26 protein-coding genes are annotated in these 22,010 nt (G+C 70.1%); 11 read left to right on the top strand and 15 right to left on the bottom strand.

Translation table 11 applies throughout. The annotated features are described in order from the left end of the window. Window positions 1-86 precede the first annotated feature (86 nt). Window positions 87-344, top strand: coding sequence for a hypothetical protein (locus R6U01_RS07270; protein WP_410285794.1), 258 nt, complete (start codon window positions 87-89; stop codon window positions 342-344). Between the two features lie 102 nt (window positions 345-446). Here the strand turns inward: R6U01_RS07270 and R6U01_RS07265 are convergent, their stop codons facing one another. From R6U01_RS07265 to priS, 4 genes are read right to left on the bottom strand one after another with little or no spacing between them, the layout of a single operon-like run. Continuing rightward, a complete protein-coding gene (locus R6U01_RS07265; protein WP_410285793.1) occupies window positions 447-1,691 on the bottom strand; it encodes an MBL fold metallo-hydrolase in 1,245 nt (414 codons plus the stop codon). 25 nt (window positions 1,692-1,716) lie between these two features. After that, window positions 1,717-2,382 (bottom strand): DUF998 domain-containing protein, encoded by a 666-nt coding sequence (locus R6U01_RS07260; RefSeq protein ID WP_410285792.1) that lies wholly within the window; start codon window positions 2,380-2,382, stop codon window positions 1,717-1,719. A gap of 9 nt (window positions 2,383-2,391) precedes the next feature. Continuing rightward, window positions 2,392-3,438, bottom strand: a complete 1,047-nt coding sequence (locus R6U01_RS07255; RefSeq protein WP_410285803.1) for a hypothetical protein — start codon at window positions 3,436-3,438, stop codon at window positions 2,392-2,394. Next, window positions 3,438-4,598: a DNA primase small subunit PriS gene (gene priS / locus R6U01_RS07250; protein ID WP_410285791.1), complete on the bottom strand. Its 1,161-nt coding sequence runs from the start codon at window positions 4,596-4,598 to the stop codon at window positions 3,438-3,440. The genes R6U01_RS07255 and priS overlap by 1 nt, the downstream gene beginning before the upstream one ends. Window positions 4,599-4,696: 98 nt before the next feature. Here priS and R6U01_RS07245 point away from each other — a divergent pair, with 98 nt between their 5' ends. From R6U01_RS07245 to R6U01_RS07235, 3 genes are all read left to right on the top strand, one after another. After that, entirely contained in the window at window positions 4,697-4,843 is a 147-nt protein-coding gene (locus R6U01_RS07245) for a hypothetical protein (RefSeq protein ID WP_186310968.1), read from the top strand. Window positions 4,844-5,351: 508 nt separating this feature from the next. Continuing rightward, window positions 5,352-5,627, top strand: coding sequence for a PadR family transcriptional regulator (locus R6U01_RS07240; RefSeq protein WP_410285790.1), 276 nt, complete (start codon window positions 5,352-5,354; stop codon window positions 5,625-5,627). Between the two features lie 187 nt (window positions 5,628-5,814). Then, complete coding sequence (locus R6U01_RS07235) at window positions 5,815-7,155, top strand: aminotransferase class III-fold pyridoxal phosphate-dependent enzyme (protein ID WP_410285789.1); 1,341 nt, start codon at window positions 5,815-5,817, stop codon at window positions 7,153-7,155. 6 nt (window positions 7,156-7,161) lie between these two features. Here R6U01_RS07235 and R6U01_RS07230 read toward each other — a convergent pair whose 3' ends face one another. After that, window positions 7,162-7,812, bottom strand: a complete 651-nt coding sequence (locus R6U01_RS07230; protein ID WP_410285788.1) for a non-canonical purine NTP pyrophosphatase — start codon at window positions 7,810-7,812, stop codon at window positions 7,162-7,164. A 118-nt stretch (window positions 7,813-7,930) separates the two neighbouring features. Between R6U01_RS07230 and R6U01_RS07225 the strand changes: the two genes are divergently transcribed. The 3 genes from R6U01_RS07225 to R6U01_RS07215 all read left to right on the top strand — a co-directional run bounded on the left by R6U01_RS07225 (window position 7,931) and on the right by R6U01_RS07215 (window position 10,200). Further along, complete coding sequence (locus tag R6U01_RS07225) at window positions 7,931-8,347, top strand: SHOCT domain-containing protein (RefSeq protein ID WP_410285787.1); 417 nt, start codon at window positions 7,931-7,933, stop codon at window positions 8,345-8,347. A 91-nt stretch (window positions 8,348-8,438) separates the two neighbouring features. Next, window positions 8,439-9,011 carry an imidazolonepropionase-like domain-containing protein gene (locus R6U01_RS07220; RefSeq protein WP_410285786.1) on the top strand — a complete coding sequence of 191 codons (573 nt, stop codon included), beginning with the start codon at window positions 8,439-8,441 and terminating at the stop codon, window positions 9,009-9,011. Between the two features lie 130 nt (window positions 9,012-9,141). Beyond that, window positions 9,142-10,200, top strand: a complete 1,059-nt coding sequence (locus R6U01_RS07215) for a DUF4382 domain-containing protein (protein ID WP_410285785.1) — start codon at window positions 9,142-9,144, stop codon at window positions 10,198-10,200. Between the two features lie 72 nt (window positions 10,201-10,272). Here the strand turns inward: R6U01_RS07215 and R6U01_RS07210 are convergent, their stop codons facing one another. From R6U01_RS07210 to hemC, 4 genes are all read right to left on the bottom strand, one after another. Further along, entirely contained in the window at window positions 10,273-10,674 is a 402-nt protein-coding gene (locus tag R6U01_RS07210; protein WP_410285784.1) for a hypothetical protein, read from the bottom strand. A 161-nt stretch (window positions 10,675-10,835) separates the two neighbouring features. Further along, window positions 10,836-11,630: a uroporphyrinogen-III synthase gene (locus R6U01_RS07205; protein ID WP_410285783.1), complete on the bottom strand. Its 795-nt coding sequence runs from the start codon at window positions 11,628-11,630 to the stop codon at window positions 10,836-10,838. Beyond that, window positions 11,627-12,496, bottom strand: a complete 870-nt coding sequence (gene cobA, locus R6U01_RS07200; RefSeq protein WP_410285782.1) for a uroporphyrinogen-III C-methyltransferase — start codon at window positions 12,494-12,496, stop codon at window positions 11,627-11,629. Before cobA ends, R6U01_RS07205 begins: the two co-directional genes overlap by 4 nt. After that, window positions 12,489-13,667 (bottom strand): hydroxymethylbilane synthase, encoded by a 1,179-nt coding sequence (gene hemC / locus R6U01_RS07195; protein ID WP_410285781.1) that lies wholly within the window; start codon window positions 13,665-13,667, stop codon window positions 12,489-12,491. Before hemC ends, cobA begins: the two co-directional genes overlap by 8 nt. A gap of 538 nt (window positions 13,668-14,205) precedes the next feature. Here hemC and R6U01_RS07190 point away from each other — a divergent pair. The 3 genes from R6U01_RS07190 to R6U01_RS07180 all read left to right on the top strand — a co-directional run bounded on the left by R6U01_RS07190 (window position 14,206) and on the right by R6U01_RS07180 (window position 16,782). Next, on the top strand, window positions 14,206-15,483 hold the full coding sequence (locus tag R6U01_RS07190; RefSeq protein ID WP_410285780.1) for an aminotransferase class V-fold PLP-dependent enzyme: 1,278 nt from the start codon (window positions 14,206-14,208) through the stop codon (window positions 15,481-15,483). A 68-nt stretch (window positions 15,484-15,551) separates the two neighbouring features. Beyond that, on the top strand, window positions 15,552-15,974 hold the full coding sequence (locus tag R6U01_RS07185) for an iron-sulfur cluster assembly scaffold protein (protein WP_410285779.1): 423 nt from the start codon (window positions 15,552-15,554) through the stop codon (window positions 15,972-15,974). Window positions 15,975-16,098: 124 nt separating this feature from the next. Further along, complete coding sequence (locus R6U01_RS07180) at window positions 16,099-16,782, top strand: Sjogren's syndrome/scleroderma autoantigen 1 family protein (RefSeq protein ID WP_410285778.1); 684 nt, start codon at window positions 16,099-16,101, stop codon at window positions 16,780-16,782. 125 nt (window positions 16,783-16,907) lie between these two features. Here R6U01_RS07180 and R6U01_RS07175 read toward each other — a convergent pair whose 3' ends face one another. Both R6U01_RS07175 and glmM read right to left on the bottom strand, forming a co-directional pair. Next, window positions 16,908-17,198, bottom strand: coding sequence for a hypothetical protein (locus R6U01_RS07175; protein WP_410285777.1), 291 nt, complete (start codon window positions 17,196-17,198; stop codon window positions 16,908-16,910). 219 nt (window positions 17,199-17,417) lie between these two features. After that, window positions 17,418-18,779: a phosphoglucosamine mutase gene (gene glmM / locus R6U01_RS07170; RefSeq protein ID WP_410285776.1), complete on the bottom strand. Its 1,362-nt coding sequence runs from the start codon at window positions 18,777-18,779 to the stop codon at window positions 17,418-17,420. A 151-nt stretch (window positions 18,780-18,930) separates the two neighbouring features. On the opposite strand from glmM, the gene R6U01_RS07165 reads away from it, so the two are divergent. Further along, a complete protein-coding gene (locus tag R6U01_RS07165; RefSeq protein ID WP_410285775.1) occupies window positions 18,931-19,533 on the top strand; it encodes a hypothetical protein in 603 nt (200 codons plus the stop codon). A 77-nt stretch (window positions 19,534-19,610) separates the two neighbouring features. Here R6U01_RS07165 and R6U01_RS07160 read toward each other — a convergent pair whose 3' ends face one another. The 4 genes from R6U01_RS07160 to R6U01_RS07145 all read right to left on the bottom strand — a co-directional run bounded on the left by R6U01_RS07160 (window position 19,611) and on the right by R6U01_RS07145 (window position 21,912). Continuing rightward, the gene (locus R6U01_RS07160; protein ID WP_410285774.1) at window positions 19,611-20,219 is read right to left on the bottom strand and encodes a hypothetical protein; all 609 of its coding nucleotides are present in this window, start codon (window positions 20,217-20,219) and stop codon (window positions 19,611-19,613) included. A gap of 43 nt (window positions 20,220-20,262) precedes the next feature. Next, on the bottom strand, window positions 20,263-20,649 hold the full coding sequence (locus R6U01_RS07155) for a hypothetical protein (protein ID WP_410285773.1): 387 nt from the start codon (window positions 20,647-20,649) through the stop codon (window positions 20,263-20,265). After that, entirely contained in the window at window positions 20,649-21,344 is a 696-nt protein-coding gene (locus tag R6U01_RS07150) for an RAD55 family ATPase (RefSeq protein WP_410285772.1), read from the bottom strand. Before R6U01_RS07150 ends, R6U01_RS07155 begins: the two co-directional genes overlap by 1 nt. 97 nt (window positions 21,345-21,441) lie before the next feature. Further along, window positions 21,442-21,912, bottom strand: coding sequence for a chemotaxis protein CheW (locus R6U01_RS07145; RefSeq protein WP_410285771.1), 471 nt, complete (start codon window positions 21,910-21,912; stop codon window positions 21,442-21,444). Window positions 21,913-22,010 lie beyond the last annotated feature (98 nt).

Genomic DNA, 22,010 nt, shown 5'->3' with positions numbered 1-22,010 from the left:
CCCTCTTCGAGGGCGGTCGCCGCGAGATTATTAACTCGATTCCGAATCCGAGTATACTTAAGTAACGCCAGACCCATCGATCGGGTATGCACCCAGAGGAAGCGGTCCGTCAGCTCGAGTACGCCATCGACGCCTCCCTCGACGAGACCGGACAGCGCACGGCCGCCGGATACCGCCCCACGTTCGAGCGCGTCGCCGAGCGCGCCGACGGCTCGGCCGTCTACGCGCTCGCCTGCGACCTCGCCGGCGAGGTCGCCGCCGGAGACTGTCCAAGCCCCGCCGAGGCGAACGCGACCGCCGAGCGCGTGCTCAGCGACTGGACGTACACCGACGGCGGAACGTAGTCGGAGCACCGGTCCCCGGTCTCACGCTCTTTCTCTCCGGTCGCGTCGCTTCGAGAGCCGCCGCTCGGCGTGCCGATTCGGTGGCCTCGTTCTGCGCTCCCCTCACAGCTCGATCCGGTCGCCGATCCGCGGCGCGCTCGCCGCGACCCCGTCCTCCCGCAGGTCCTCGGCGAAGGCCTCGCAGCGGTCACCGTGGTTCACGAGCACCCGAGCGTCGCGATAGGCGTCCACGAACGACTCCAACCCCTCGCGGTCCGCGTGCGCGGAGAAGTCGTACGACTCCACGCGGGCGCCGACCGGGCGGACCCGCCCGTTTATCGCCAGTCGTCCGTGGTCCTGGAGCTCGCGGCCCGGCGTCCCCTCGACCTGGTAGCCCGTCAGCGTCACGAGGTTCGTCGGACTGGCGCGAATCTCCGGGAGGTACGAGTGGACGGGGCCGCCCGCGAGCATCCCCGAGGTGGTGATTATCAGCTCGTTGTCGGCGGCGATCCGCTCGCGCTGCCCGTCCCGGCCGGTGACGAAGCGCGCGGCGCCCGTCGCCCGACGGAGCGCTTCCGGATCGCGGAGGAACTCGGGGTGTCGGCGCAGTAGCCGGGTCACCTCGATCCCCATGCCGTCGACGTAGGGAGTGAGCCCGTTCGCCTCGGCGACGAGCATGAGCTCTTGGGTCCGCCCGATCGCGAACGCCGGGGCGACGACGGTCCCGCCCTCCCATATCGTCGTCCGCACGCTCTCGGCCCAGCGGTCCTCCACCGCGCGGCGGTCCTCGTGCGTCACGTCCGCGTACGTCGACTCGCAGATCACCGCGTCGGCGTCGGGGCGCGCCGTCGTCCCCGAGACGAGCCGCTGATCGTCGGTGTGGAAGTCGCCGGTGTACAGCAGGCGGGTCTCTCCGTCGTCCACCAGGACGTGCGCGGACCCCGGAATGTGCCCGGCGTCGAACAGCGTCACCTCGTACTCGGTCCCGCCGGCCTCGGCGACGAACGGTTCCTCGGAGGCGTGCCGCGCTTCGACCTCGCCGAGCCGGGCGACGTGCTCCTCCGAGAAGGGACAGAGCGGGCTGTTTCCGTGCAGTTTGAGCGTGTCGCGCGCGAGCGTCCGCGTCAGGTCCGCGGTCGGCGGCGTCCAGTGGACGGTCGGGCGTCGGTCGCCCTTCAACAGCGCGGGCACCGCGCCGGCGTGGTCGAGGTGGCCGTGCGAGACCACGACCGCGTCGGGCTCGGGGTCGCGGACCGGGTACTGCGGCGGCTCCGCGGTCAACAGGCCGTAGTCCAAGAGCAGCGCGTCGTCGACGAGGACCGCGCTGCGACCGACCTCGCGGGCGCCGCCGAGGAACTCGACCTTCATTGGCGGTCCGTAGCCGCCCGCGGCGTTAGTGCTCGTCGGTCCCGGCGCCGGCGGTCCTGGCGCCGTCGGTCCCCGCGCCGTCGAGCCGCGCCGCGACCGATCCGAACACCGGCGCCGGCCCGAGGAACCACACCCACGCCGCGAGCGCGAGCGCGCCCGGCAGCTCCGGCAGCGCCGGCCCCGTCACCGGCCACCGCCCCGCGAGGAACGTCGCCCAGACCGCGACGTGGACCGGGACGAACGCGAGGGCGAGTTTCCCGGTCGTCGTCCCCCTGCGGACCGTCCCGTCGACGGCGAAGGCGACGGTGAGAAGCGCGTAGAAGGCGATTGCCGACGGGCCGTGGAGCGGTTCCGTGAGATCGAAGACGCCGACACCCGCCAACGCGACCATCGCGAACGCGAGGACGACGGCGCGGAGCGCGGCGCCCCGGGAGTCTCGCGCACGCCCGAGTTCGACCGCGTACCCCGCGCCGACGGCGCCGCCGAGGATCAGTCCCCAGTTGAACACGGGCGCGCTCGCTCCGCGGATCCCGAGGTCGGAGAGGGCGTCGCTGGACCACGAGAACGTCGGGTCGAGGATGATCGCCGCCGCGATGCCGCCGAGCGCGAGGAGCGTCGCCGTCGCGCCGAGGGTTCGCGTCCTGCGGGTCGGGCTCGCGTCGAGAGGCCTCGCGCCGGCGTCATCGCCCATCCGTCGGGTTCAGTCGAGCCGCTCCGCGGCGTCCCGCTCGACGAGGGGCGCCGCGTTCTCGACGGGGAGGCTCACGACGTCCTCGCTCGCGAGGTCGTACTCGCGCTCGTCGACGCCGAAGATGGCGCCCACGTCGCGGGTGATCCGGACGGTCGCGCGGTCGCCGACCGCGGAGTCGCCGCCCGCTTCCGTCGCGGAGTCCGCCTCGGATCCCGCCGCGCCGTCGGCCGGGCCGGTGTCGGTCGCGGCGATAGCGGCCTCGACCGATTCGGTTCCGGAATCCGGCTCCTCGACGGCCTCGCGCTCGTCGACCCCCGGTGCCCCGGGCGGCGCCGGCTCCGGCGGGACCGCGGTCGGACCGCCGTCGGTGGTGGCGTCCGCCGCGTCACCGGTGTCCGCCTCGTCGGTCTCGCCGCCCATGGCGCCCGCGAGCGCGTCGGCGTCCCCGCCGCTCCCGGCACGAGGGACCCCGTTCGCGGGCTCCGGATCCGGAGCGGGTGAGGCCGGCTCGTCGCCCGGGTCGGCGGCGGCCTCCTCCGTCGACCGGCGACCCTCCGAGATCCCGTCCGCCGCGGGATCAACGCCGGAGGCAGGCGCCTCGCTTGGGGGCTCTGCCGGTGCCTCGGTCGAGGACTCTACTGGCGCCTCGGTCGAGGATTTAGCCGGTGTCTCGCCGGAGAGCACGTCGAGCACGCGCGACTTGTTCCCCTCGATTCGGTCGACGAGGTCGTCGAACAACCGCCGCTCCTCGGTCGTCATCCCGTCGGCGTCGACCGGCATGTCGGCCGCCGCGAACGACGCGAGCTTGACCACCTTGCCGACCCGGCGCTCGTACAGCGCCTCGGCGACCTCCTCCGCGGTCTCCACCTCGTCCGAGAGACGGCGGACGTCGTCGTCGGAGAAGGGCTTGTCGACCTGTTCGGCGCGCCGGTCGCGGGCCGCGCGCAGGTCGGCGACGTAGGCGGCCACGTCGTCGTAGAAGGAGTCCCGCAGGTGCTGGAGGCTGTCCTTGCGGCGTTCCTTCGCCTGGGCCGATCTGAGCTCGTCGAGATTCATCATTCGGGGGCTTTCCGTGCCTCGCCGCGGGTCATGAGGAAGACCCCAGCGAACTCGGGCACGGTGTTTCTACCGGATTCGACTAACACTCTCTCGCCGTTTAGTTCTACCGTCCGCTCGGCGTCGCTCTCGATCCGGATCTCGCGGCCGGCGAATCGGTCCGGCACCGCGTCCCGCAGCGGGTCGAAGTCGGCGAGCTCGTCGCGTTCGATCGGCGTGACGACGAGGCCGGAGCCGCCGTGGAGCGTCCCCGGGAGCCGGATCAGCCGGCGCGTGTCGGTCGTCACCGGTTCGTCGATCGGCGCGGTGTCGGTCGCGGCCACGCGCGAGGCGATCGCGGAGACGAGCCGGCGCACGCCCGGCCCCCCGGCCTCGACGTTGCCCTCGCGGACCGCGGTCGGGTTGCGGTCGAACGCGCCGAGGATCGTCTCCGCGCGCCCCTCGCCGATACCGTCTAACTCCATGAGGCGTTCGCGGGCCGCGTCCTCGTCCATGTCGCGGAGGTCGTCGGCGTACGCGACGAGCGCCTCGTGGACGCGGGCGCCCCACCCGCCCTCGGTGCGGAGCACGCGCTTCGTCGTGCCGCGGTCCGAGACGGTGCGGATCAGGCCCTCGGTGTCGAGGTCGATCGCGCGCACGTAGTCGACGACCTCCCGCCGGGCCTCGCTGTCCAGTTCGCGCACGCTCTCGTCGCGGACGTGGACGTGGTAGCCGCGTCCGCCCGAGAAGACGACGGTGAGGTCGTCGAAGGCGAAGTCGTCGTCGAGGAAGTCCAGCAGGCGACGGAGGGCGTCTTTACACGCCGCCAGCATCTCCGGGTACGGGGTCGCGTCGGGGTCCACGTCGGGGAGGTGGTCGGCGTCGAGGTCGAAGATCAGGTCGGCGGAACGCCACCCCTTCTTCGACATCGTCGAGGCGCCGGGGTCGTCGTACCGCGCGGCCGAGAAGTAGGCGTGCCGGGGCGCGTTGTCCGCGAAGAACGTGTCGACGTCGCCGAGGTCGTACAGCGACTGGTGGCGGACCATCGTCGTTCCGGAGCCCGGCGTCCACGGGATGTGGCCCCACTCGCGGAGGTTCGCGTCCGGCGGGAGCGACGGCGAGGCGCGGCGGTAGTAGTCGCCGAACCGCCCCTTCAGGTACTCGCGCGTCCGGTCGTCCATCGTCTCCACGAGTACCGGCGGTCGACGTATCAACGTATCGTTCGCCGGCGACGTCGGGCGGCCACAACACTATCCCGGGGCGCGCCGTATCCGCGCCCATGCGCTCCGAAGACGAAGTTCGCGAGCAGTACGAGTTCCTCCGCGAACAGCTCGACGACGAGGAGATGTCCCACCGCGGCGTCGAGCAGCTGTTCACCCACTACAAGCGCGCTCTCGGGTGGGTGCTGGAGGAGGAGCACATGTGAGGCGCGTCCGGCGTGACGGACCCGACCCTCGTTGCAATCCCTGTAACGTGTTACTGACAGAACACCAGTAGCCGGCCCTCGTTACATTTATGAGTCGGAACCGTGTACAACCGTGTGACGCTTCGTCTGGAGGGCCGAAGCGTCAGCGGGGACCAATCGGCCGCCCGACGCGGCTTTTTTCCGCGTCGGGCGCGCCGGCTTTCTGCGCAGTCGACAATCAAAACTGACGAGCCGCGGGATCGACGGCCTTCGCGACGAGCGGCGCAACCGGCGATCCCCTGCGACGGGACCGATCGCGCGGCGACCGCTCTGACCGCCCGTACGCATCGATGTGTCATTTCTATACCACTAATTGCGGACGCGAATCGAGTCTAACCGCGGATTCACCGTTATTCGAGTGACATAACGGAATCAGGCGGACCGGGTTGTTGCCCGCGCTGGAGCGCGGATCGACGTGGTTTATAACGGTAAATTTATTTATTTAGAACAGGAATATACGGTCAGTTGTATGTACGACCTCACGGGTTTTCAGCGTGACTTGCTTTACGTGATCGCCGGTCTGGACGAGCCTCACGGGCTCGCGATCAAAGAAGAGCTCGAGGACTATTACGAGAAGGAGATCCACCACGGTCGGCTGTATCCCAACCTCGACACGCTCGTCGAGAAGGGGCTCGTGGAGAAGGGTCAACGCGACCGCCGGACGAACTACTACACGTTGACCCGCCGCGGCCGCCGCGAGATCGAGGCGCGGACCGACTGGGAGACGCAGTACGTCGACCACTGAGCGCTCGGCCGCGCCGGCGATTCGCTTTCTCCACCTCACCCTCCGGCCTCCCGGTTCTTCCGCCTCCCTACGCGCTCTCAGCGACCGTTTCTTCCGGCAGCTTCAGTTCCCTGCGCCGTAGTTGGACGTTTCTCCAACGACCGCGGGATCGCCCCGGCTTTATTTCGTTCGCGTGCGACGAGTCGGCATGGATCGACATACGGCCACGCCCGAGGTCACCGATCTCCCGGGCGACCGCGCGCGGGAGTGGGTCGATTACCACCACGAGTCGGCCGCGCCGAGCACCTACGTCTACGAGTTTGTCTGGGACCGCACCGCGCCCGCCGAGGGCCCGTTCTGCACCGACGTCGACGGCAACGTCCTCATGGACTTCACGAGCCACGTCGCCGCCGCGCCGCTCGGATACAACAACCCGCTCATCATGGAGCCGCTGGCGGAGTTCGACCTGGTCGACCCGCTGAAGATCGCGGGCCAGGACTTCTACGTCGCCGGCGGGGAGTCACCCGGCGACGGCCTCCCCGGGTCGTCCGGGCTGATGGAACGGCTCACCGAGATCACCGACCACTACGACATGGACACCGTCTTCCTCTCGAACTCCGGGGCTGAGGCGGTCGAGAACGCGATCAAGGTCGCGTACGACGACTCCGGCGGCGCCAAACACGCGATCACCTTCGACGGCGCGTTCCACGGCCGGACGCTCGGGGCGCTCTCGCTCAACCGCTCTAAATCCGTCTACCGCCGGGAGTTCCCGGAGATCAGCGGCGTCCACGACGCCCCGTTCTGCGACGACCGGACCTGCACCCCGGAGACCTGCTCGTGCGGCTTCTTCGTCGACGGCGTCTCTCGACTCCGCGAGAAGCTGGACCCCGAGCGCGGCCACATCGACCCCGACGACGTGGCGTACCTCATCTTAGAGCCCGTCCAGGGAGAGGGCGGCTACCGGTTCCCCTCCGACGCGTTCACCGACGAGATTGCCGCCCTGGTGGACGAACACGGCATCACGCTGATCGCCGACGAGATTCAGTCCGGGGTCGGTCGCACCGGCGAGATGTGGGGTTCCGACCACTACGCGCTCGAGCCGGACGTGATCTCCAGCGCGAAGGGGCTGCGCGTCGGGGCGACGATCTCCCGGTCGGACGTGTTCCCCGAGGAGAAGAGCCGGCTCTCGTCCACGTGGGGCGCCGGCGATGTGATCGCGTCCGCGCAGGGCGCGCTCACGCTCGACGCGATCCGCGAACACGACCTGATGGACAACGCCACCGTCCGGGGCCGACAGTTCAAAGAGACGATGCGCGACGCCGACCTCCCGGGGATCACCGACATCCGCGGGAAGGGGCTGATGCTCGCGCTCCAGTTCGACTCGAAAGAGCGCCGCGACGCGGCCCAGAAAGGCGCGTTCTCCCGGGGGCTGCTCACGCTGGCGTGCGGCTACGACGTGCTCCGGATTCTCCCGCCCCTCGACGTCACCGAACGCGAGATCGGACTCGGCTGCGACCTGTTGACCGCCGCCATCGCCGACGCGGCCTGAGACGACTTACCGGTCCGCGTACCACTCGGCGAACTTCTCCAACGCGCGACCGCGGTGTGACACCGCGTTCTTCCGGTCGATGTCCATCTCGGCGAACGTCTCGCCGTCGTGTTCGAAGACCGGGTCGTAGCCGAACCCGCCCTCTCCGCGCGGCGCGACGATCCGACCGGGGACGTACCCCTCGAACAGCTTGACCGGGAGGGTATCGGCCGATCCGCCCGACTCGTCCCCGCCCGACTCGCTCCCGTCCGGCCCCGCGGCGGCCGCCGCGTTCCGGTCGCCCCGATCGACGGGGTCGGGGCTCGCCGCGAAGCCGTTCCCGTCGCAGTAGCCGAGCACGCAGCGGAACGCGGCCCGCCGGTCGTCGAGGTCGGCCGCGATCTCGTGGACCCGTTCGATCCCGAGCGTCTCCTCGACGTACGAGGAGTACGGGCCGGGGAAGCCGTCGAGCCCCTCGACGAACAGCCCCGCGTCGTCGACGAGCACCGGTTCGCCCGCGTGGCGGTACGCCTCCCGGGCGCCGCGGGCGGCGATGGGGCCGAGCTCCGGAGCCTGGATCTCCGGGTAGTCGAAGTCGAGGCGCTCCACCGAGCCGTCCGGGAGGTAGCGCTCCGCCTCGCGCACCTTCCCGGGGTTCGTCGTCACGTATCTGAGCACGGATCCGAGTGGGGACGGCCGGAACGAATAGCCGTCGGTCGCGGCCGTCCGCGGCCGCCGATCCGACGGACGAATTCCCGTCAGCACGTTTTTGTTGGTTCGTCTAAATATGCCGCACATGGCCCTCCCGACGTTCGAGAAATCGAGGCTGATCGGGCTCGTCGCGATCCTCTCGTTCGGCCTCACGTCCCTGTTCGCCGTCCTCCTTCCGGAGGTGCTGGAACCGCTGATCCCCGCCACGTTCGTCCTCGGCTTCTTCGTGATCATCCCGTTGGCGCTGCTGCTCGGCGAGGACTTCCCGCTCGTCGAATCCGAGGGAGCGGACGGGGACCTCGCGTCGTCGACCGCGACGACCGAGGATTCGCTGGCGACGCTGCGCGAGCGGTACGCGACGGGCGAGATCGACGAGGCGGAGTTCGAGCGACGGCTCGACCGACTGCTCGAGACGGAGGAACTGGCGGACCGTGTCGACGCCGGCGGTGGGGACCGAGCCGGATCCCGCGACCGACGCGAGTGCGAAACGGAACGGGAGTGACGGACGACGGCCCGCACCGGAAGCCGAGACGGCTCGCCGCTGACCCGCGAGGGACACCCTCTTAAGAATCGACCGTCTGGAACGGACGGACATGTTGATCGCCGGAACCGTTATCGCCGACCCGGAGACCGTCGTTCCCGACGGCGCGGTCGTCGTCGAGGGGACGACGATCGCCGCGGTCGGCGAGTCCGACGCCCTCCGCGACGAGTACCCCGACCACGAGCGTCGCGAGCTCGACCTCGTCGCGCCCGGACTGGTCGGCGGCCACGTGCACTCGGTGCAGTCGCTCGGGCGCGGGATCGCCGACGACGCCGCCCTCCTCGACTGGCTGTTCGATGCCGTGCTCCCGATGGAGGCCGCGATGGACGCCGAGGCGACGCGCGCCGCCGGCTTCGACCGGCTCGGAACGCTTCGGGAGGGCCAGCGCGCTGACGTGATCGGGCTCACGACCGACCGCACGCGCGCCACCCCGGTCCACGACCCGCGTTCGCACCTCGTGTACGCCGCCCACGGCGACGACGTGGTCTTCGCCGTGGTCGACGGGCGGGTCCGGTACGACGGGGGCGAGCACGTCGGTATCGACGCCGACGCGGTCCGCGAGCGCGCCACCCGAGAGGCGAAGCGGGTGGTCGAGGAAGCGGGAATCGACACGGCCGAGTCGTAGCCCGCCGTTTCGGCGGTCCTCGGTGGGATTTCCCCGCGAATCCAGAGCGATGAAAACCGGTTTGATCCGTATTAATTCGGACTGAGGATCTCCGTTATATACCCGTCCGGAGCGCGTCGGGTGAATCACCATGACGGACCGACCGCGGACGACGGGCGAGGATCGCTCTCAGGACGCTTCCGCCGCCGGCTTCCGGCGACGGGAGTTCGTGGCGCTCGGCGCGGGCGTGAGCGCGACGATGCTCGCGGGCTGTGCCGGCGACGGGGACCTCACCTCCTCGGACGGGTCGGACGGCACGGACGGCTCCGAGACGCTCACCGGCAACTTCCGACTGCTCATCAGCGACGCTCCCGCGGACATCGGCGACTTCGATCAGCTGAACGTCACCCTCGACGAGGCTCGGGTCTTCGAGGCGCAGGACGGGGACGACGAGGCCGATGACGACGAGGCCGATGACGACGAGGACGCGGAGACCGAAGATGAAGAGACAGACGGCGAGGACGACGGGTCCGACCAGACCGGCAACGAGACCGAGACCGAAAGCGACTCCCCGAACGGAACTGCGGACGAAGACGACGGTGAGGACGATGCGGAGAATGACGGTGAGGACGATGCGGAGAATGACGGTGAGGACGACGAAGACGACGAAGACACCGAGGGCGACCGCGGCTTCACCGTCGTCGACCTCGACGACGCGACCGTCGACCTCACACAGGTGATCGACGAGGACGCGACAGCCGTGTTCGACGGCGAGATCCCGGCCGGGAGCTACGAGAAGGTCGAGCTCTCCGTCACGACGGTCGAAGGGATCGTCGACGGCGAGGAGGTCGACGTGAAGCTCCCGAGCGAGAAGCTCCAGATCACGAACGGCTTCGAGGTCACGCCCGACGAGCCGGTCAGCTTCGTCTTCGACATCAACGTCGTCAAGCGCGGCCAGAACAACGGCTACATCCTCAAGCCCGTGATCTCCGGGAGCGGGGTGGCGGGCCGGGACGTCGAGGTCAACGAGATCGACGACGAGGGCGAAGACGAGGACGAATCAGACGATGCCGACGAATCAGACGACGAGGGCGACTCCGACGACGGGAACGAAACCGACGGCGAGGAATCGGCGGACGAGGACGATGAAGACGGGGCGACCGAAAGCGAGACCGACGACGCAGAGAACGGGACTGCCGACGGGAGCTGATCACGAGACGCCGAGACGCGTCGCACGGAAGCGGGCTGACGCGCTGACGATTTCTTTTCACGCAGAAGGCCGCTACGAGGACGTCTCCACGGAGGGAACGGCCGCAGTCGGGGACTTCGCCCACCGCAGCGCGGCGTCGTCGTCGTTGAACGCCTCGGTGTCGATCCCCTCCACGTCGATCGTCCGCTTGAGATAGCGGCGCTTCGAGCGCTCGCCGACGATGGCGAACCGGTTCACGCCGCGAGCGACGGCGATCTGCGCGGACTCGCGGAGCGCCCGCCGTCCGGCGTCGGAACAGGGCCGACTCGTTCGCACGACGATCACGACGGCGTCGATCGGGCGGTCGGCGGTGACGGTCCGCCACCGGTCGAGCAGCGCCTCGCCGTCGGCGGGGCTGAGCCCCGTCCCGTGCGGGAACTCGACGACCAGCACCTCGTCGTCGGTCCGCAGCGACCAGCGCTCGCTCGGTTGCATGGCAAGAACCCGAACCTGTCGGTAAATAAACCCACGGACTAGATTATCTAATCTGATAAATTGGATGCCAGTATTTTTGGCTCAAAGCGCCGCGAGAGGCCTCGTGCTCTCCGCTCGAGATCGGAGGCCGTTTCGTCGAGGACGAATCTCGTCGTTGAAACCTACCGGTTCGACGAGATGTCGTCGGTCGTTTCGCCGTCTTCGGCCGTCTCGACGACCGCCTCGGCGAGGGCCGCGAAGTCGGCGTCGTCCGGGACGACGTCGACGGCGATCCCGTGTTCCGCAGCCGTCTCCGCGGTCGGCGGACCGATGGCGCCCACGACCGCGTCGGTCAGCCCCGCGATCGCCGCCTCGCGAACCCCTCGCTCCTCGGCGGCCTCGAGGAAGTGCGTCACCGTGAGCGACGAGGTGAACGCGGCGGCGTCGAGGTCGCCCGCGGCGGCCAACTCGGCCGACTCGCCGGCGCCCTCCGGCCGCGTCAGGCGGTAGAGAACCGTCTCGTTCACCGTCGCGCCGGCCGCGCGGAGGCCGTCTACGAGCACGTCGCTGCCGTGATCCGAGCGCGCCACCTCGACCCGCCGGCCGTCGACGCGGTCGGAGAGCGCCTCGACCAGCCCCGCCGAGGTGTACTCGTCGGGGACGATATCCACGGTCCAGCCCGCTTCGCGGGCCGCGGCGGCGGTCGCGGGACCGATGGCGACGAGGGTCGCCTCGCCCGGTTCCCAGCCCGCCTCCGCAGCGAGCTCGACGCCGGTCTTGCTCGTGAGGACGACGTACGGCGCGGAGTCGGGGACCGCGCCCGTCGGTTCGACGGCGAGCATCGGGTCAGAGACCGGGTCGGCGCCGAGCGACTCCAGCAGCGCCACGGCGTCGTCGATCCGCTCGTCGGCCGGGCGGAAGACGGCGACACGAGGGGCGTGGTCGCTCTCGTTCGTCCCGCCGTCGGCGTCGCTCACGCCTCCCCACCCCGCTCGCCGTCGTTTCGGAGGAACTCGACGACGCGGTCCCGGGTGGCCGCTACGTCGCCGATCACGGTGATCGCGGGCGGCTCGATCCCCACCTCGTCGCGGACCTCGACGATCGAGTCGAGGGTGCCGGTCGCGACGCGCATCTCCGGCCACGTCGCGCGCTCGACCAGCGCGACGGGGGTGTCGCCGTCGAGTCCGGCGGCGCGGAGCTCGGCGGTGTACGCGGGGAGCTTCCCGACGCCCATCAGCACGACGACTGTGCCGCCGGTCGCGGCGAGCGCGTCCCAGTCGATCGCCGACTCGTCTTTGGTCGGGTCCTCGTGGCCCGTGACGAAGGAAACGGAGGAGGCGTGGTCGCGGTGGGTCACCGGGATCCCGGCGACCGCGGGGCCCGCGATCGCGGAAGTGACGCCGGGGACGACCTCGAAGGGGATCCCGGCCTCGGCGAGGTGCTCGGCCTCCTCGCCGCCCCGGCCGAAGACGAACGGGTCGCCGCCCTTGAGCCGGACGACCGACTTCCCCTCGCGCGCGAGCTCGACGAGGCGCCGGTTCGTGTACTCCTGCGGGGTCCACTCGCCGCCGGCGCGCTTGCCGACGTCCTCGCGCTTCTCCGCCGGGATCTCCCCGAGGATCTCCGGGCCGGGGAGCTTGTCGTGGAGCACCACGTCGGCCGACTCGATCAGCCGGGCGGCCTTCACGGTCAGCAGGTCCGGGTCGCCCGGACCGGAGCCGACGAGGTAGACGGTGCCGACGTCAGCCGGTCGGTCGTCGACCGACTGCTCGTCGTCGGCTGGGGCCTCATCCGACCGCTCGTCGTCGCTCCGAGCGTCGTCCGACCGTTCCCCCTCACTCATCGTCCGCCTCCTGCCGGGTCCCCTCGTCCGTCTCGGCCTCCTCGCGGGCGGCCGCGATCAGGTCGGCGGCGCCCCGGTCGGCCAGGTCCGCCGCGAACGACTCAGCGGCCTTCGCGTGCGATCGGATCGGGAGGTCGCGGGTGGCCGCCACCTCCTCGGTGCCGTCGGTCGAGAGCACGCGGACGCGCGTGTGGACGTGCTCGCCCTGTACGAGCGCCGAGACCCCGATCGGGGCGACACAGCCGCCGTTGAGCCCGCCGAGGATCGTCCGCTCGACGGTGACCGCCACCCGGGTCCGAGGGTGGTCGACGGCGGAGCGCACCGCCTCGATCACGTCGGGGTCGGTCGCGGTCACCGCGATGGCGCCCTGTCCCGCCGCGGGGACGAACTCCTCGCGCGGGAGCCTGGTCGTCGGGACCTCGTGGAACAGGTCGGAGCGGCGGAGGCCGGCCTCTGCGAGGACGATGGCGTCGTACTCCGTCTCGACCTTCCGCTCCATCGCCGAGCGCTCCAGGTCGGAGAGGGAGTCGAACCACTCTTCGACGGTCTGGTCGAACTCCTCGTCGATCTCGCTCTCCTCGTCCTCATCGTCGTCCGCGTCGGCTCCCTCGCCCCCGTCGCCGCCCGCCTCGGCGGTCATCGCGCTCGCCTCGCCCGAGGCGATCAGCCGGCGCTCGTGTTCCGCCTGCAGGCCGGGCGCGAGCAGCTTCTCGATCCGGGTGTCGACGTTGCCCCGCAGGGGCTCGACGACGAGATCCGGGCGCGCGGCCTTGATCTGCGCGGTCCGCCGGAGCGAGCCGGTGCCGACCACCGAGCCCGGGGGGAGGTCCTCGATCCCGATCCCGTCGGGGTGGACGAGCACGTCGCCGGAGGGCGCGCGCTCGGGCACGCCGGCGACGACCATGTCGTCCATTCCCTCGGTCGGCACGTCCTTCAGCGAGTGGACGGCGAGGTCGGCGTCGCCGGCGAGCACCTCCTCGTCGAGCGAGCGGACGAAGGCGCCGGTCTTCCCGAGCCGGTGGATCAGCTCGTCGGGGATCTGGTCGCCGCGGGTCTCGACGCGGCGGAGTTCCACGTCGCGTCGGCGGCTCGACAGGGCGTCGCGGACGGTCCCGGCCTGCCGGAGGGCCAGGTCCGACCCGCGCGTGGCGAGCCTGAGGGTCTCGGTCATACCAGACCGGAGGTCCCCCGCGTTCAAAAGGGCATTAGTTCGGGCGTCGCGCCGGAACGCGGGCGGAGCGAGGAGCACCGACACGATCGTTTATAAACGGCGGTGCGGTGGCGCGTGCCGGTGAGCGGCCCTCAGGCCGCGAGCCGTGCACGCGAGGGAGGCAGCGGTCCGGCGCGGCGTCGCCCGCGCCGGGCCGCCTGCCGAGGCTGGGGAGGCGTGAGGCTGTTGTGCGGTGCGGGACGGTTGCGGTCGGGTGGGCCTCAAAGGGGCAGCTGCGAGGACGAAGCACGCTGCAGCAAGCACCGCAGGAACGAGCGGAGCGAGTGACGAGGAGCGCAGCAAAGCGCGCGAGTCGTCGCAGCTGGGGCTTTGGACGTCTTCACCGTGATCCGCGGATACGTATCTATCAGTCAGCGGCCGGGTGTTCGGACGCGCCCGCGACGACAGGGGCGTCCTTTATATACTATTCCGCCTCCGAGTCACGAGCAACACCTGCCGAACCGAAGGTGTGTTAGTGCTCGGGGCCCAACTCGGAGTAATGGGAGTTCAGGAGCAGTACCCGTTCGACGTGGAGGCGCTCCGGGCCGACTTCCCCATCCTCGACCGGAAGGTCGGCGGCGATCCGGAGTCGCCGGGGGAGGGTCCGGGTGACGACACGCCGCTCGTGTACCTCGACAACGCGGCGACCTCGCACACGCCGGACCAGGTCGTCGACACGATTTCCGACTACTACCGCGGCTACAACGCCAACGTCCACCGCGGGATCCACCAGCTGAGCCAGGAGGCCTCCGTCGCCTACGAGCAGGCCCACGACACGGTCGCCGACTTCGTCGGCGCCGCGGGCCGCGAGGAGATCGTCTTCACGAAGAACACCACCGAGGCGATGAACCTCGTCGCGTACGCGTGGGGCCTCGAGGAGCTCGGCCCCGGAGACAACGTCGTCCTCTCCGAGATGGAACACCACGCGTCGCTCGTGACGTGGCAGCAGATCGGCAAGCGGACCGGCGCCGACGTGCGCTTCATCGACGTCACCGACGAGGGGCGGCTCGACATGGACGACGCCGCGGCGCTCGTCGACGACGACACGCAGATGGTGTCCGTCGTCCACGTCTCGAACACGCTCGGGACGATCAACCCGATCGCCGAGCTGGCCGACCTCGCGCACGACCACGACGCGTACATCTTCGCCGACGGGGCGCAGTCGGTGCCGAACCGCGCGGTCGACGTCGGTGAGCTCGGCGTCGACTTCTTCGCGTTTTCCGCGCACAAGATGTGCGGCCCGACCGGGATCGGCGCGCTGTACGGTCGCGAGGAGCTGTTGGAGTCGATGCAGCCGTACCTCTACGGCGGGGACATGATCCGACGCGTCTCCTTCGCGGACTCCACCTGGGAGGACCTGCCGTGGAAGTTCGAGGCCGGCACCCCCTCCATCGCGCAGGGGATCGGCTTCGCGGCGGCGATCGAGTACCTCGAGGAGATCGGGATGGACCGGATCGAGGCCCACGAGGACCTCCTCGCCGAGTACGCCTACGACGAGCTGACCGACCTGGGGGGCGTGGAGATCTACGGGCCGCCCGGCGACGACCGCGGCGGGCTCGTCGCGTTCAACGTCGACGGGGTCCACGCGCACGACCTCTCCAGCATCCTCAACGACTACGGGATCGCGATCCGGGCCGGCGACCACTGCACGCAGCCCCTCCACGACGAGATGGGCGTCGCCGCCTCCGCGCGCGCCTCGTTCTACCTCTACAACACCATCGAGGAGATCGACGCCTTGGTCGAGGCGGTCGGCGAGGCGCGCGACCTGTTCGCGTAGGCCGGCGAGACCCTCGCGCCCGGACCGACGGAACCCTTTTGACGCGCACCGGCCTATCTGTGACCGATATGGGACTGGGCTCGGACATGTACCGACAGCAGATCCTCGACCACTACAAGAACCCGCGCAACTACGGTGAACTCGAGGATCCGGACTTCACGCACGTCGGCGAGAACCCCTCCTGCGGCGACACGATCCGGATGGACGTCGGCCTCGACGAGGCGGGCGAGACGATCGAGGCGGTGCGGTTCACCGGCGACGGCTGCGCCATCTCGATGGCCTCCGCGAGCATGCTCTCCGAGCGGCTGCACGGGATGGCCGTCGACGACCTCCACGCGCTCGACACCGACGACGTCACCGAGATGCTCGGCGCGGAGATCTCCCCGATGCGCGTGAAGTGCGCGGTGCTCGGCCGGCAGGTCGCACAGGACGGCTCGAAGATCCACCGCGGCGAGTTGGACCCCGACGACCGCACGATCACCGAGGAGTAGGCGACGCGGGTCGCGTCGTCTCCCGACGACTGCGGCCATCGCCTGGCGGTGACGGTCGCGTCCCGGCCGTGACGGTCGTCCCGAGCCCACCGGACTTTTGCTCGTCAACCACGTTCGTCCGCCCATGAGCGACGGGTTCGACAAGGAGGCCGAACGAGAGAAGCTCCGCGAGAAGCTCGCGGACGACGACGAGAAGCGCGAACACACCCAGCGGATGTCCGAGCTGCTCCTCAAGGGGGCGACGATGACGAACCGCCACTGCGACGACTGCGGCGACCCCATCTTCCGGCACGGCGGGCGGGAGTTCTGCCCGACCTGCCACACCGTCGACGCGGCGGACGTGGAGAACGCCGAAACAGCCGGACCAGCCGGGGACCCGGCGGGGACGCCGGGGACGTCCGCAGCGGAGGCGGTCGACGCCTCGGACGCGCCGTCGGCGAACGACGAGGCGATCGGGGGCGACCGGTCGCCGACGGCGAGCGGCGGGGACTCACCGCCGCAGACCCGTGCGAACGGGACCGCAGTGCCCGACTCGTCAGTCGGGTCTTCCGACCCGGCGAGGGCCGGATCTCCGCCGTCGGCGGACGCCCCCACCGGCGGCTCGGCTCCGTCGGCGGGCGCGGCCGCCGGCGGCAACGCGACTGCGGCCGGCGGATCCGGAAGCGTCGCCGACGCGCGCGCGTCGCTCACCCGGACCCTACACCGGTTCGCCGTCGCGGCGGAGGAGACGGACGACCCCCGACGGGCGCGCGACCACCTGCGGGCGGCCCGCGAAGCGGCCGAGACGCTCGCGGCGCTCGACCGGTAGCGGGAGCGGCGCGGTCGGAAAAGCGTCCCAGACGAGAGGGTTCCAGAGAAACGCAGACGAGAGGCGACGCGAATACGGACGAGCGATCCGGGCGGCCGCAGACCGTTTCGGTTTCGGACGCGCCGTCAGCCGCCCGTCGCCCGGCCGGCCGGCTCCATCTCCTCCCAGCTGGGGCGCGGGTCGCTCAGTAGCGACCGCACGATCCGAACGACGGCGTCGGTTCCGCCGCAGCAGTCGACTTCGCCGCGCTCGATGCTCCGGACGAACCGGTCGAGGTCGTCCAGCGTGACCGCGCCCGCCGCGACGGCGCCAGTAATCGTCTCCGTTTCGCTCTCCATCACCCGCACGAGAGCGGTCGGTGTGGTCGAACTGCGCTGATCGGTGTTCGGTGCGATTCTGGACTCCATTGTAGCCATGTCAATTTTCACTACAACCCGAGTTAATATATTACTACCGGTAGCTGTCGCGGATCTGACTGCTTCTCGTCGCGACGGCTCCGCTCGGCGGAGTCGGACGCAGCGCGACGCGTCCGCCCGTGGATCGTCGCCGCTGGAGTACCGTCGCGTCGGGGGGAGCGCCGCCGCACTCGGAGACGCGTCGCTCTCGGCGGTTCCGACTCGTCGCTCGGGCCCTCGTTACCGGCCGCTCTCGACGGCGATCCGCATGTCAGTCGCCAGCCGTTCGGCGCGGTCTGCGTCGGCGGACTCGGCGTAGATCCGGATCTTCGGCTCCGTCCCGGACGGCCGGACGAGCACCCACGCGTCGCCGTAGTCCAGGCGGTAGCCGTCGGTGGTGTTCGGCTTCGCGTCGGCGGTCTCCACGTACGCCCGCGCCGCGGAGAGCATGTCGTCGCGCTCGTCGGCGTCCGCGTACTCGACGTTCCGACGCACGAAGTGATAGTCCGCGTAGGGCGCGACGACCTCGCTCACGGGCTCGCCGGCGGCCGCGAGCAGTTCGAGGAAGCGGGCACCGATGTACGCGCCGTCCCGCGAGAGCCGGTACGGCGGGAAGAACACCCCGCCGTTGCCCTCGCCGGCGATGGGGACGTTCACCCCCTCCTCGTGGAGCTCGCGCGTCCGGGTGATGATGTTCGTCGCGCCGATGGGGGTCAACTCGAGGTCGGCGTCGTTCGCGTCGCAGACGTCGACGAGCCGCTGTGAGACGTTGACAGCGCTGACGACGGCGTCACCCGGCTCCACGCAGGCGTCGGCCATCGCCGCGAAGGACGTGTCGCCGTCGACGAACTCGCCGTTCTCGTCGACGAAGACGCCCCGATCCGCGTCGCCGTCGTGGGCGATTCCCACGTCGGCGTCGGAGGTCGCGACGAGCCGCGAGAGCGACTCGAGGTTCTCCCGGACCGGCTCCGAATCGCGGCCGGGGAAGTGGCCGTCGGGGGTCGCGTTCACCGTCAGCACCTCACAGCCCAGCTCGCGGTAGATCCGCGGCGAAGAGACCGAGGCGGCGCCGTGGCCGGGATCGACGGCGACCGTCAGGTCGGCGTCGGCGATCGCCTCGCGGTCGACCGCGTCGAGCAGCTGGTCGACGTAGTCGTCGGCCGCGCCCTCGACCGCGGTCGTCGCCCCGGCGGTCCGCCAGTCGGCGAGGTCGTAGTCGTCGTCGAGGACGCGGCGCTCGATCCGTTCGAGCACGTCGACCGCGAGCTCGATGCCGTCGTCGCCGACGAGCTTGATCCCGTTGAACTCCGGCGGGTTGTGCGAGGCCGTGACGAGCACGGCTGGGACCTCGGCGGACTCGCAGTAGTTCCCGACCGCGGGCGTCGGCACGACGCCGAGCCAATCGACGTCGCACCCGACCGCGGCCAGCCCGCTCGCGGCGGCGTTGGCGAACAGCTCGCCGGTGGTGCGGGTGTCGCGGGCGACGGCCACCCGGTCGGCGTCCCACACCGTGCCGGCCGCCTTCGCGATGTCGAGGACGAGCTCCGGCGTGAGGTACCGCAGCGCGACCCCGCGAATGCCGCTGGATCCGAACAGCTCCATGCGCGGCAATGGGCCGGCCGACCGGAAAGCGGTTCCGAACCCGGGGCAGGGGAGGAGCGGAGTGACACGAGTGGCCAGACGATCGGGAAGTCGCCGCCGATCGACGGGGGAGACTCGGACCCTTCAAACCCGTCCCGCCCCTACGGTTCGCATGGAGCGCACGCGACGCGACCTGTTGGCGCGGACCGGGGTGGCGCTCACCGCCGCGGGATCGCTCGGTACCGCCGGCTGTCTCGACTTCGCCGCCGCCGACGGACCGGAGGGCCCGGAGGGGACCCCCGAGACGCTGTCCTGCGAGGACGACGACTTCGTCCGGCTCGCACAGCCCTTCGAGGGCGAGATCGAGGGGACGCTCGTGACGACCGAGGCGACCACGTTCGAGCTGTCGTCGGAGGGGAACTCGGAGACGTACGGCCAGTCTATCCGACTGGTGCTGCGGAACACCGGCGAGGAGCCGGGGACGACGCTCGGTCGCCACGCCTACTCGATCCAGCGGGAGACCGGGGCGGGATGGCTCGACGTGCGCGGCTCGACGACGGGTGAGCCGGTCGAACTGCCCCGCTCTGAGGAGACGGTCGACTCGAACGGGGCGTACAGCTGGTCGATCGACCTCGAGGAGGAGGAGATCGCGTCGGCGGTCCCCGACCTCGACCTGCGGGTCTGTCCGCCGCTCGGTCCCGGTACCTACCGGTTCGTCTACTGGGGCGTGGTCGACGCGCCGCCGATCGGTACGGAGTTCGAGCTTATCGGATAGGATCGGAGTCGGATAAGAGCGGAGTCGGACGGCGTTGCGGGCTGACAGATACGATTGGGTCACCGTCTCAGTCTTATTTAAAACGATATCCACTCTGACGGGCCGCCCACCCGCCCCCGGACGCGGAACTCGCGGTCGTCGCCCTCCACGCGCGTTTCGACGACGACTTCGAACGGCTCGTGGAGCGTGTGGACCACCTGTTCGTCGTGCGCCGTCGACCCGACGACGCCGACGAAGGGCCACCCCTCGCCCGACGTCTGCGAGGTCATGACGCGAGTGAACCGGTAGATCCGCTCGGGGTCCCAGTACATCAACAGCTGCGAGAGCGAGTAGACGCCGACCGCCCGGTCGCGGCCGGCAGACGACTCGACGACGTCGGTGAACTTGATCCCGATGTCGGTGAGGTTCCCGGCGCTGCCGACGTACTTGGTCGTCGGCGTGTCGTCGCGCTTGTCGCCCTGCTCGTGGGTGACGCAGTCGATGACGGTCACGTCGTCGCCGTCCCGCCCCGTGATCGTCTCGTAATCGCCGCGGACCTTCTCGGCGGTTCGGCCGGTCGAGATGACGACGGGCTCCGTCGTCCACTCGGCGAGCAGCCGGTTGAACAGGTCGTACTTCCCGCTCATCGGTGGGCCGCTGATGAGGACGCTGTCGGCGTCGCGGACAGCGTCAGGAAGCACGGTCATGTGTCTGGATTGAGTGGGTATCGGGTAAAACCCTTCCGAGGGTTCACTTCCGTAGCATCGGCGGGAGGTCGAGTGACGACGGGGGGCCCTCTCGGGGCGGCCGCGTTAGTGTCAGATCGCTTATCGCGCCGGGCAGGGCGGCTCGCACGGGCGGCTCCTGCGGCGCGCCGCTCCCGTCGACGAGCGACTCCCACACCTCCTCGGGGTCGTCCGCCTCGTCGGCGGCGGCGAGCGCCTTGGTCCGCCCTTCGTCGTACGCCAGCTCGACGAGGCTCCGGTCGTAGGCGCTCGGGAACGCCTCCATCACGCGCTCGAGCTCGGCGGGGCGCCGGTTGCCGACGCCCTCGGCGACGCCGAGCGCGAACGCCCGTCGGACCGCCTCCTCGCGGGTGAGCTCGTCCCACCCCGTGCCGAACGTCCGGTCGTACATCAGTGGGTCACCGTCGCGGCTGAGCCGACGCGGAGTCCGCCGTCGGTGAACTCGACGTCCTGGATGTCGGTGTCGACGTCCGTCCCGCGCATCTTCAACACCTGAATCCCGCGTCGCATTCCGTCGTCCTCGAGGTAGTTGTGCATGAAGACGACGCCGTGCGCGAGGTAGTGCTCCTCCGAGTAGGCGCTCGGATCGGTCATCTCGGAGATGAGCAACGTCGTCGCGTCGGTCCGTTTCAGCGAGGAGAGCAGCTGGATCATCGTGTCCTCGTCGTCGTCGAGGAGGAACCGCAACAGCATCGTGGAGTCGAAGACGACGCGGTCGATGTCGCGGGAGTTGATGAAGCCGGTGAGCCGGTTCGTCACCCCGGAGTGGTCCCGCCGCTCGCCGGGTAAGCCGAAGAACCGGCGGCCGTCCGAGGAAAAGGAGTCGAGGAACGTGACCCGGTCCGTGTCGAGCGCCCGGTCGAACCCGAAGTCGTACCCGCTCATGTCGCGGCGGATCCCCTCCTTGGTCTCGTGCATGCTGATGTACAGCACGTCCTCACCGTTGCGGGCGCCCCGCGCGGCGAACTGCGAGCAGAACGTCGTTTTCCCGCTTCCGGGGGGACCGCTGACAACGTACAGGCGACTCTCCGGGAAGCCGCCGTCGACGAGGCCGTCGAACCCGGGGACGCCGCTTGAGGCGCGCATACGGAGTGACTCACCGGTCGCCGGATAAGGGTTGGCTCCCGGTTCTCAGGGGTGAGAACGACCAGCCCGGGCGGCGGCCGGCCCCGACCGCGCCGCGCTACGATTCGGCCTCTTCGGAGACCGCCTCGGCCGCGGCGATCTCGTCGACGTCGGGCGAGACCCAGACGACGAACCGGTCGTCGGACTTCACGATCCCCCGGATGCCGTCGTCGCCGACGGTGGTGCCGCGATCGACGTCCTCGGGCGCGACGTCCCGGACCTGAAACACCTCGTCGACCATCCAGCCGACGGTGCCACCCTCCTCGATCTCGTCGTCGTCGAACACGACGATCCGCTCTCGCGGTCCCTCCTCTTCGATCTCGAAGAGCGTCTTCGGGTCGACGATCGTCGTCGTCCGCCCGCGGAGGTCCATGACGCCCTCGACGTGGGTCGGCGAGTTTGGGATGCGCGTGAGCTCGCCGGCGTCGACGATCTCGTCGATGACGCCGATGTCCAGACAGTACGTCCCGTCCCCGAGCCCGAACTCCAGCACCTTCGTGGGTTCGGCCTCCGTCTCGGTGGCTGCCATGGGCGGACCTGCGGCGAAGGGGTGAATAACCGTGTCCCCTGAATTATCAGGGGTGATTACTGGGTCCGTGGGTTTATCCTAATTCTGGGCCCGCTTCC

It is taken from the genome of Halorubrum sp. (assembly GCF_046498025.1).
Lineage (GTDB): Archaea > Halobacteriota > Halobacteria > Halobacteriales > Haloferacaceae > Halorubrum.
Note: the sequence above shows the minus strand (reverse complement) of the source record. Positions and strands in the feature narration are given on the sequence as shown.

Bases quoted from the DNA above. Each gene is read 5' to 3' on its own strand.
- R6U01_RS07210 (WP_410285784.1), bottom strand. From the start codon at position 10,674: ATGCAACCGAGCGAGCGCTGGTCGCTGCGGACCGACGACGAGGTGCTG.
- R6U01_RS07175 (WP_410285777.1), bottom strand. From the start codon at position 17,198: ATGGCTACAATGGAGTCCAGAATCGCACCGAACACCGATCAGCGCAGT.
- R6U01_RS07155 (WP_410285773.1), bottom strand. From the start codon at position 20,649: ATGTACGACCGGACGTTCGGCACGGGGTGGGACGAGCTCACCCGCGAG.
- R6U01_RS07240 (WP_410285790.1), top strand. From the start codon at position 5,352: ATGTACGACCTCACGGGTTTTCAGCGTGACTTGCTTTACGTGATCGCC.
- R6U01_RS07260 (WP_410285792.1), bottom strand. From the start codon at position 2,382: ATGGGCGATGACGCCGGCGCGAGGCCTCTCGACGCGAGCCCGACCCGC.
- R6U01_RS07220 (WP_410285786.1), top strand. From the start codon at position 8,439: ATGTTGATCGCCGGAACCGTTATCGCCGACCCGGAGACCGTCGTTCCC.
- R6U01_RS07245 (WP_186310968.1), top strand. From the start codon at position 4,697: ATGCGCTCCGAAGACGAAGTTCGCGAGCAGTACGAGTTCCTCCGCGAA.
- R6U01_RS07270 (WP_410285794.1), top strand. From the start codon at position 87: ATGCACCCAGAGGAAGCGGTCCGTCAGCTCGAGTACGCCATCGACGCC.
- R6U01_RS07165 (WP_410285775.1), top strand. From the start codon at position 18,931: ATGGAGCGCACGCGACGCGACCTGTTGGCGCGGACCGGGGTGGCGCTC.
- R6U01_RS07180 (WP_410285778.1), top strand. From the start codon at position 16,099: ATGAGCGACGGGTTCGACAAGGAGGCCGAACGAGAGAAGCTCCGCGAG.
- R6U01_RS07255 (WP_410285803.1), bottom strand. From the start codon at position 3,438: ATGAATCTCGACGAGCTCAGATCGGCCCAGGCGAAGGAACGCCGCAAG.
- R6U01_RS07225 (WP_410285787.1), top strand. From the start codon at position 7,931: ATGGCCCTCCCGACGTTCGAGAAATCGAGGCTGATCGGGCTCGTCGCG.
- R6U01_RS07150 (WP_410285772.1), bottom strand. From the start codon at position 21,344: ATGCGCGCCTCAAGCGGCGTCCCCGGGTTCGACGGCCTCGTCGACGGC.
- hemC (WP_410285781.1), bottom strand. From the start codon at position 13,667: ATGACCGAGACCCTCAGGCTCGCCACGCGCGGGTCGGACCTGGCCCTC.
- R6U01_RS07215 (WP_410285785.1), top strand. From the start codon at position 9,142: ATGACGGACCGACCGCGGACGACGGGCGAGGATCGCTCTCAGGACGCT.
- cobA (WP_410285782.1), bottom strand. From the start codon at position 12,496: ATGAGTGAGGGGGAACGGTCGGACGACGCTCGGAGCGACGACGAGCGG.
- R6U01_RS07235 (WP_410285789.1), top strand. From the start codon at position 5,815: ATGGATCGACATACGGCCACGCCCGAGGTCACCGATCTCCCGGGCGAC.
- glmM (WP_410285776.1), bottom strand. From the start codon at position 18,779: ATGGAGCTGTTCGGATCCAGCGGCATTCGCGGGGTCGCGCTGCGGTAC.
- R6U01_RS07190 (WP_410285780.1), top strand. From the start codon at position 14,206: ATGGGAGTTCAGGAGCAGTACCCGTTCGACGTGGAGGCGCTCCGGGCC.
- R6U01_RS07265 (WP_410285793.1), bottom strand. From the start codon at position 1,691: ATGAAGGTCGAGTTCCTCGGCGGCGCCCGCGAGGTCGGTCGCAGCGCG.
- R6U01_RS07145 (WP_410285771.1), bottom strand. From the start codon at position 21,912: ATGGCAGCCACCGAGACGGAGGCCGAACCCACGAAGGTGCTGGAGTTC.
- priS (WP_410285791.1), bottom strand. From the start codon at position 4,598: ATGGACGACCGGACGCGCGAGTACCTGAAGGGGCGGTTCGGCGACTAC.
- R6U01_RS07185 (WP_410285779.1), top strand. From the start codon at position 15,552: ATGGGACTGGGCTCGGACATGTACCGACAGCAGATCCTCGACCACTAC.
- R6U01_RS07160 (WP_410285774.1), bottom strand. From the start codon at position 20,219: ATGACCGTGCTTCCTGACGCTGTCCGCGACGCCGACAGCGTCCTCATC.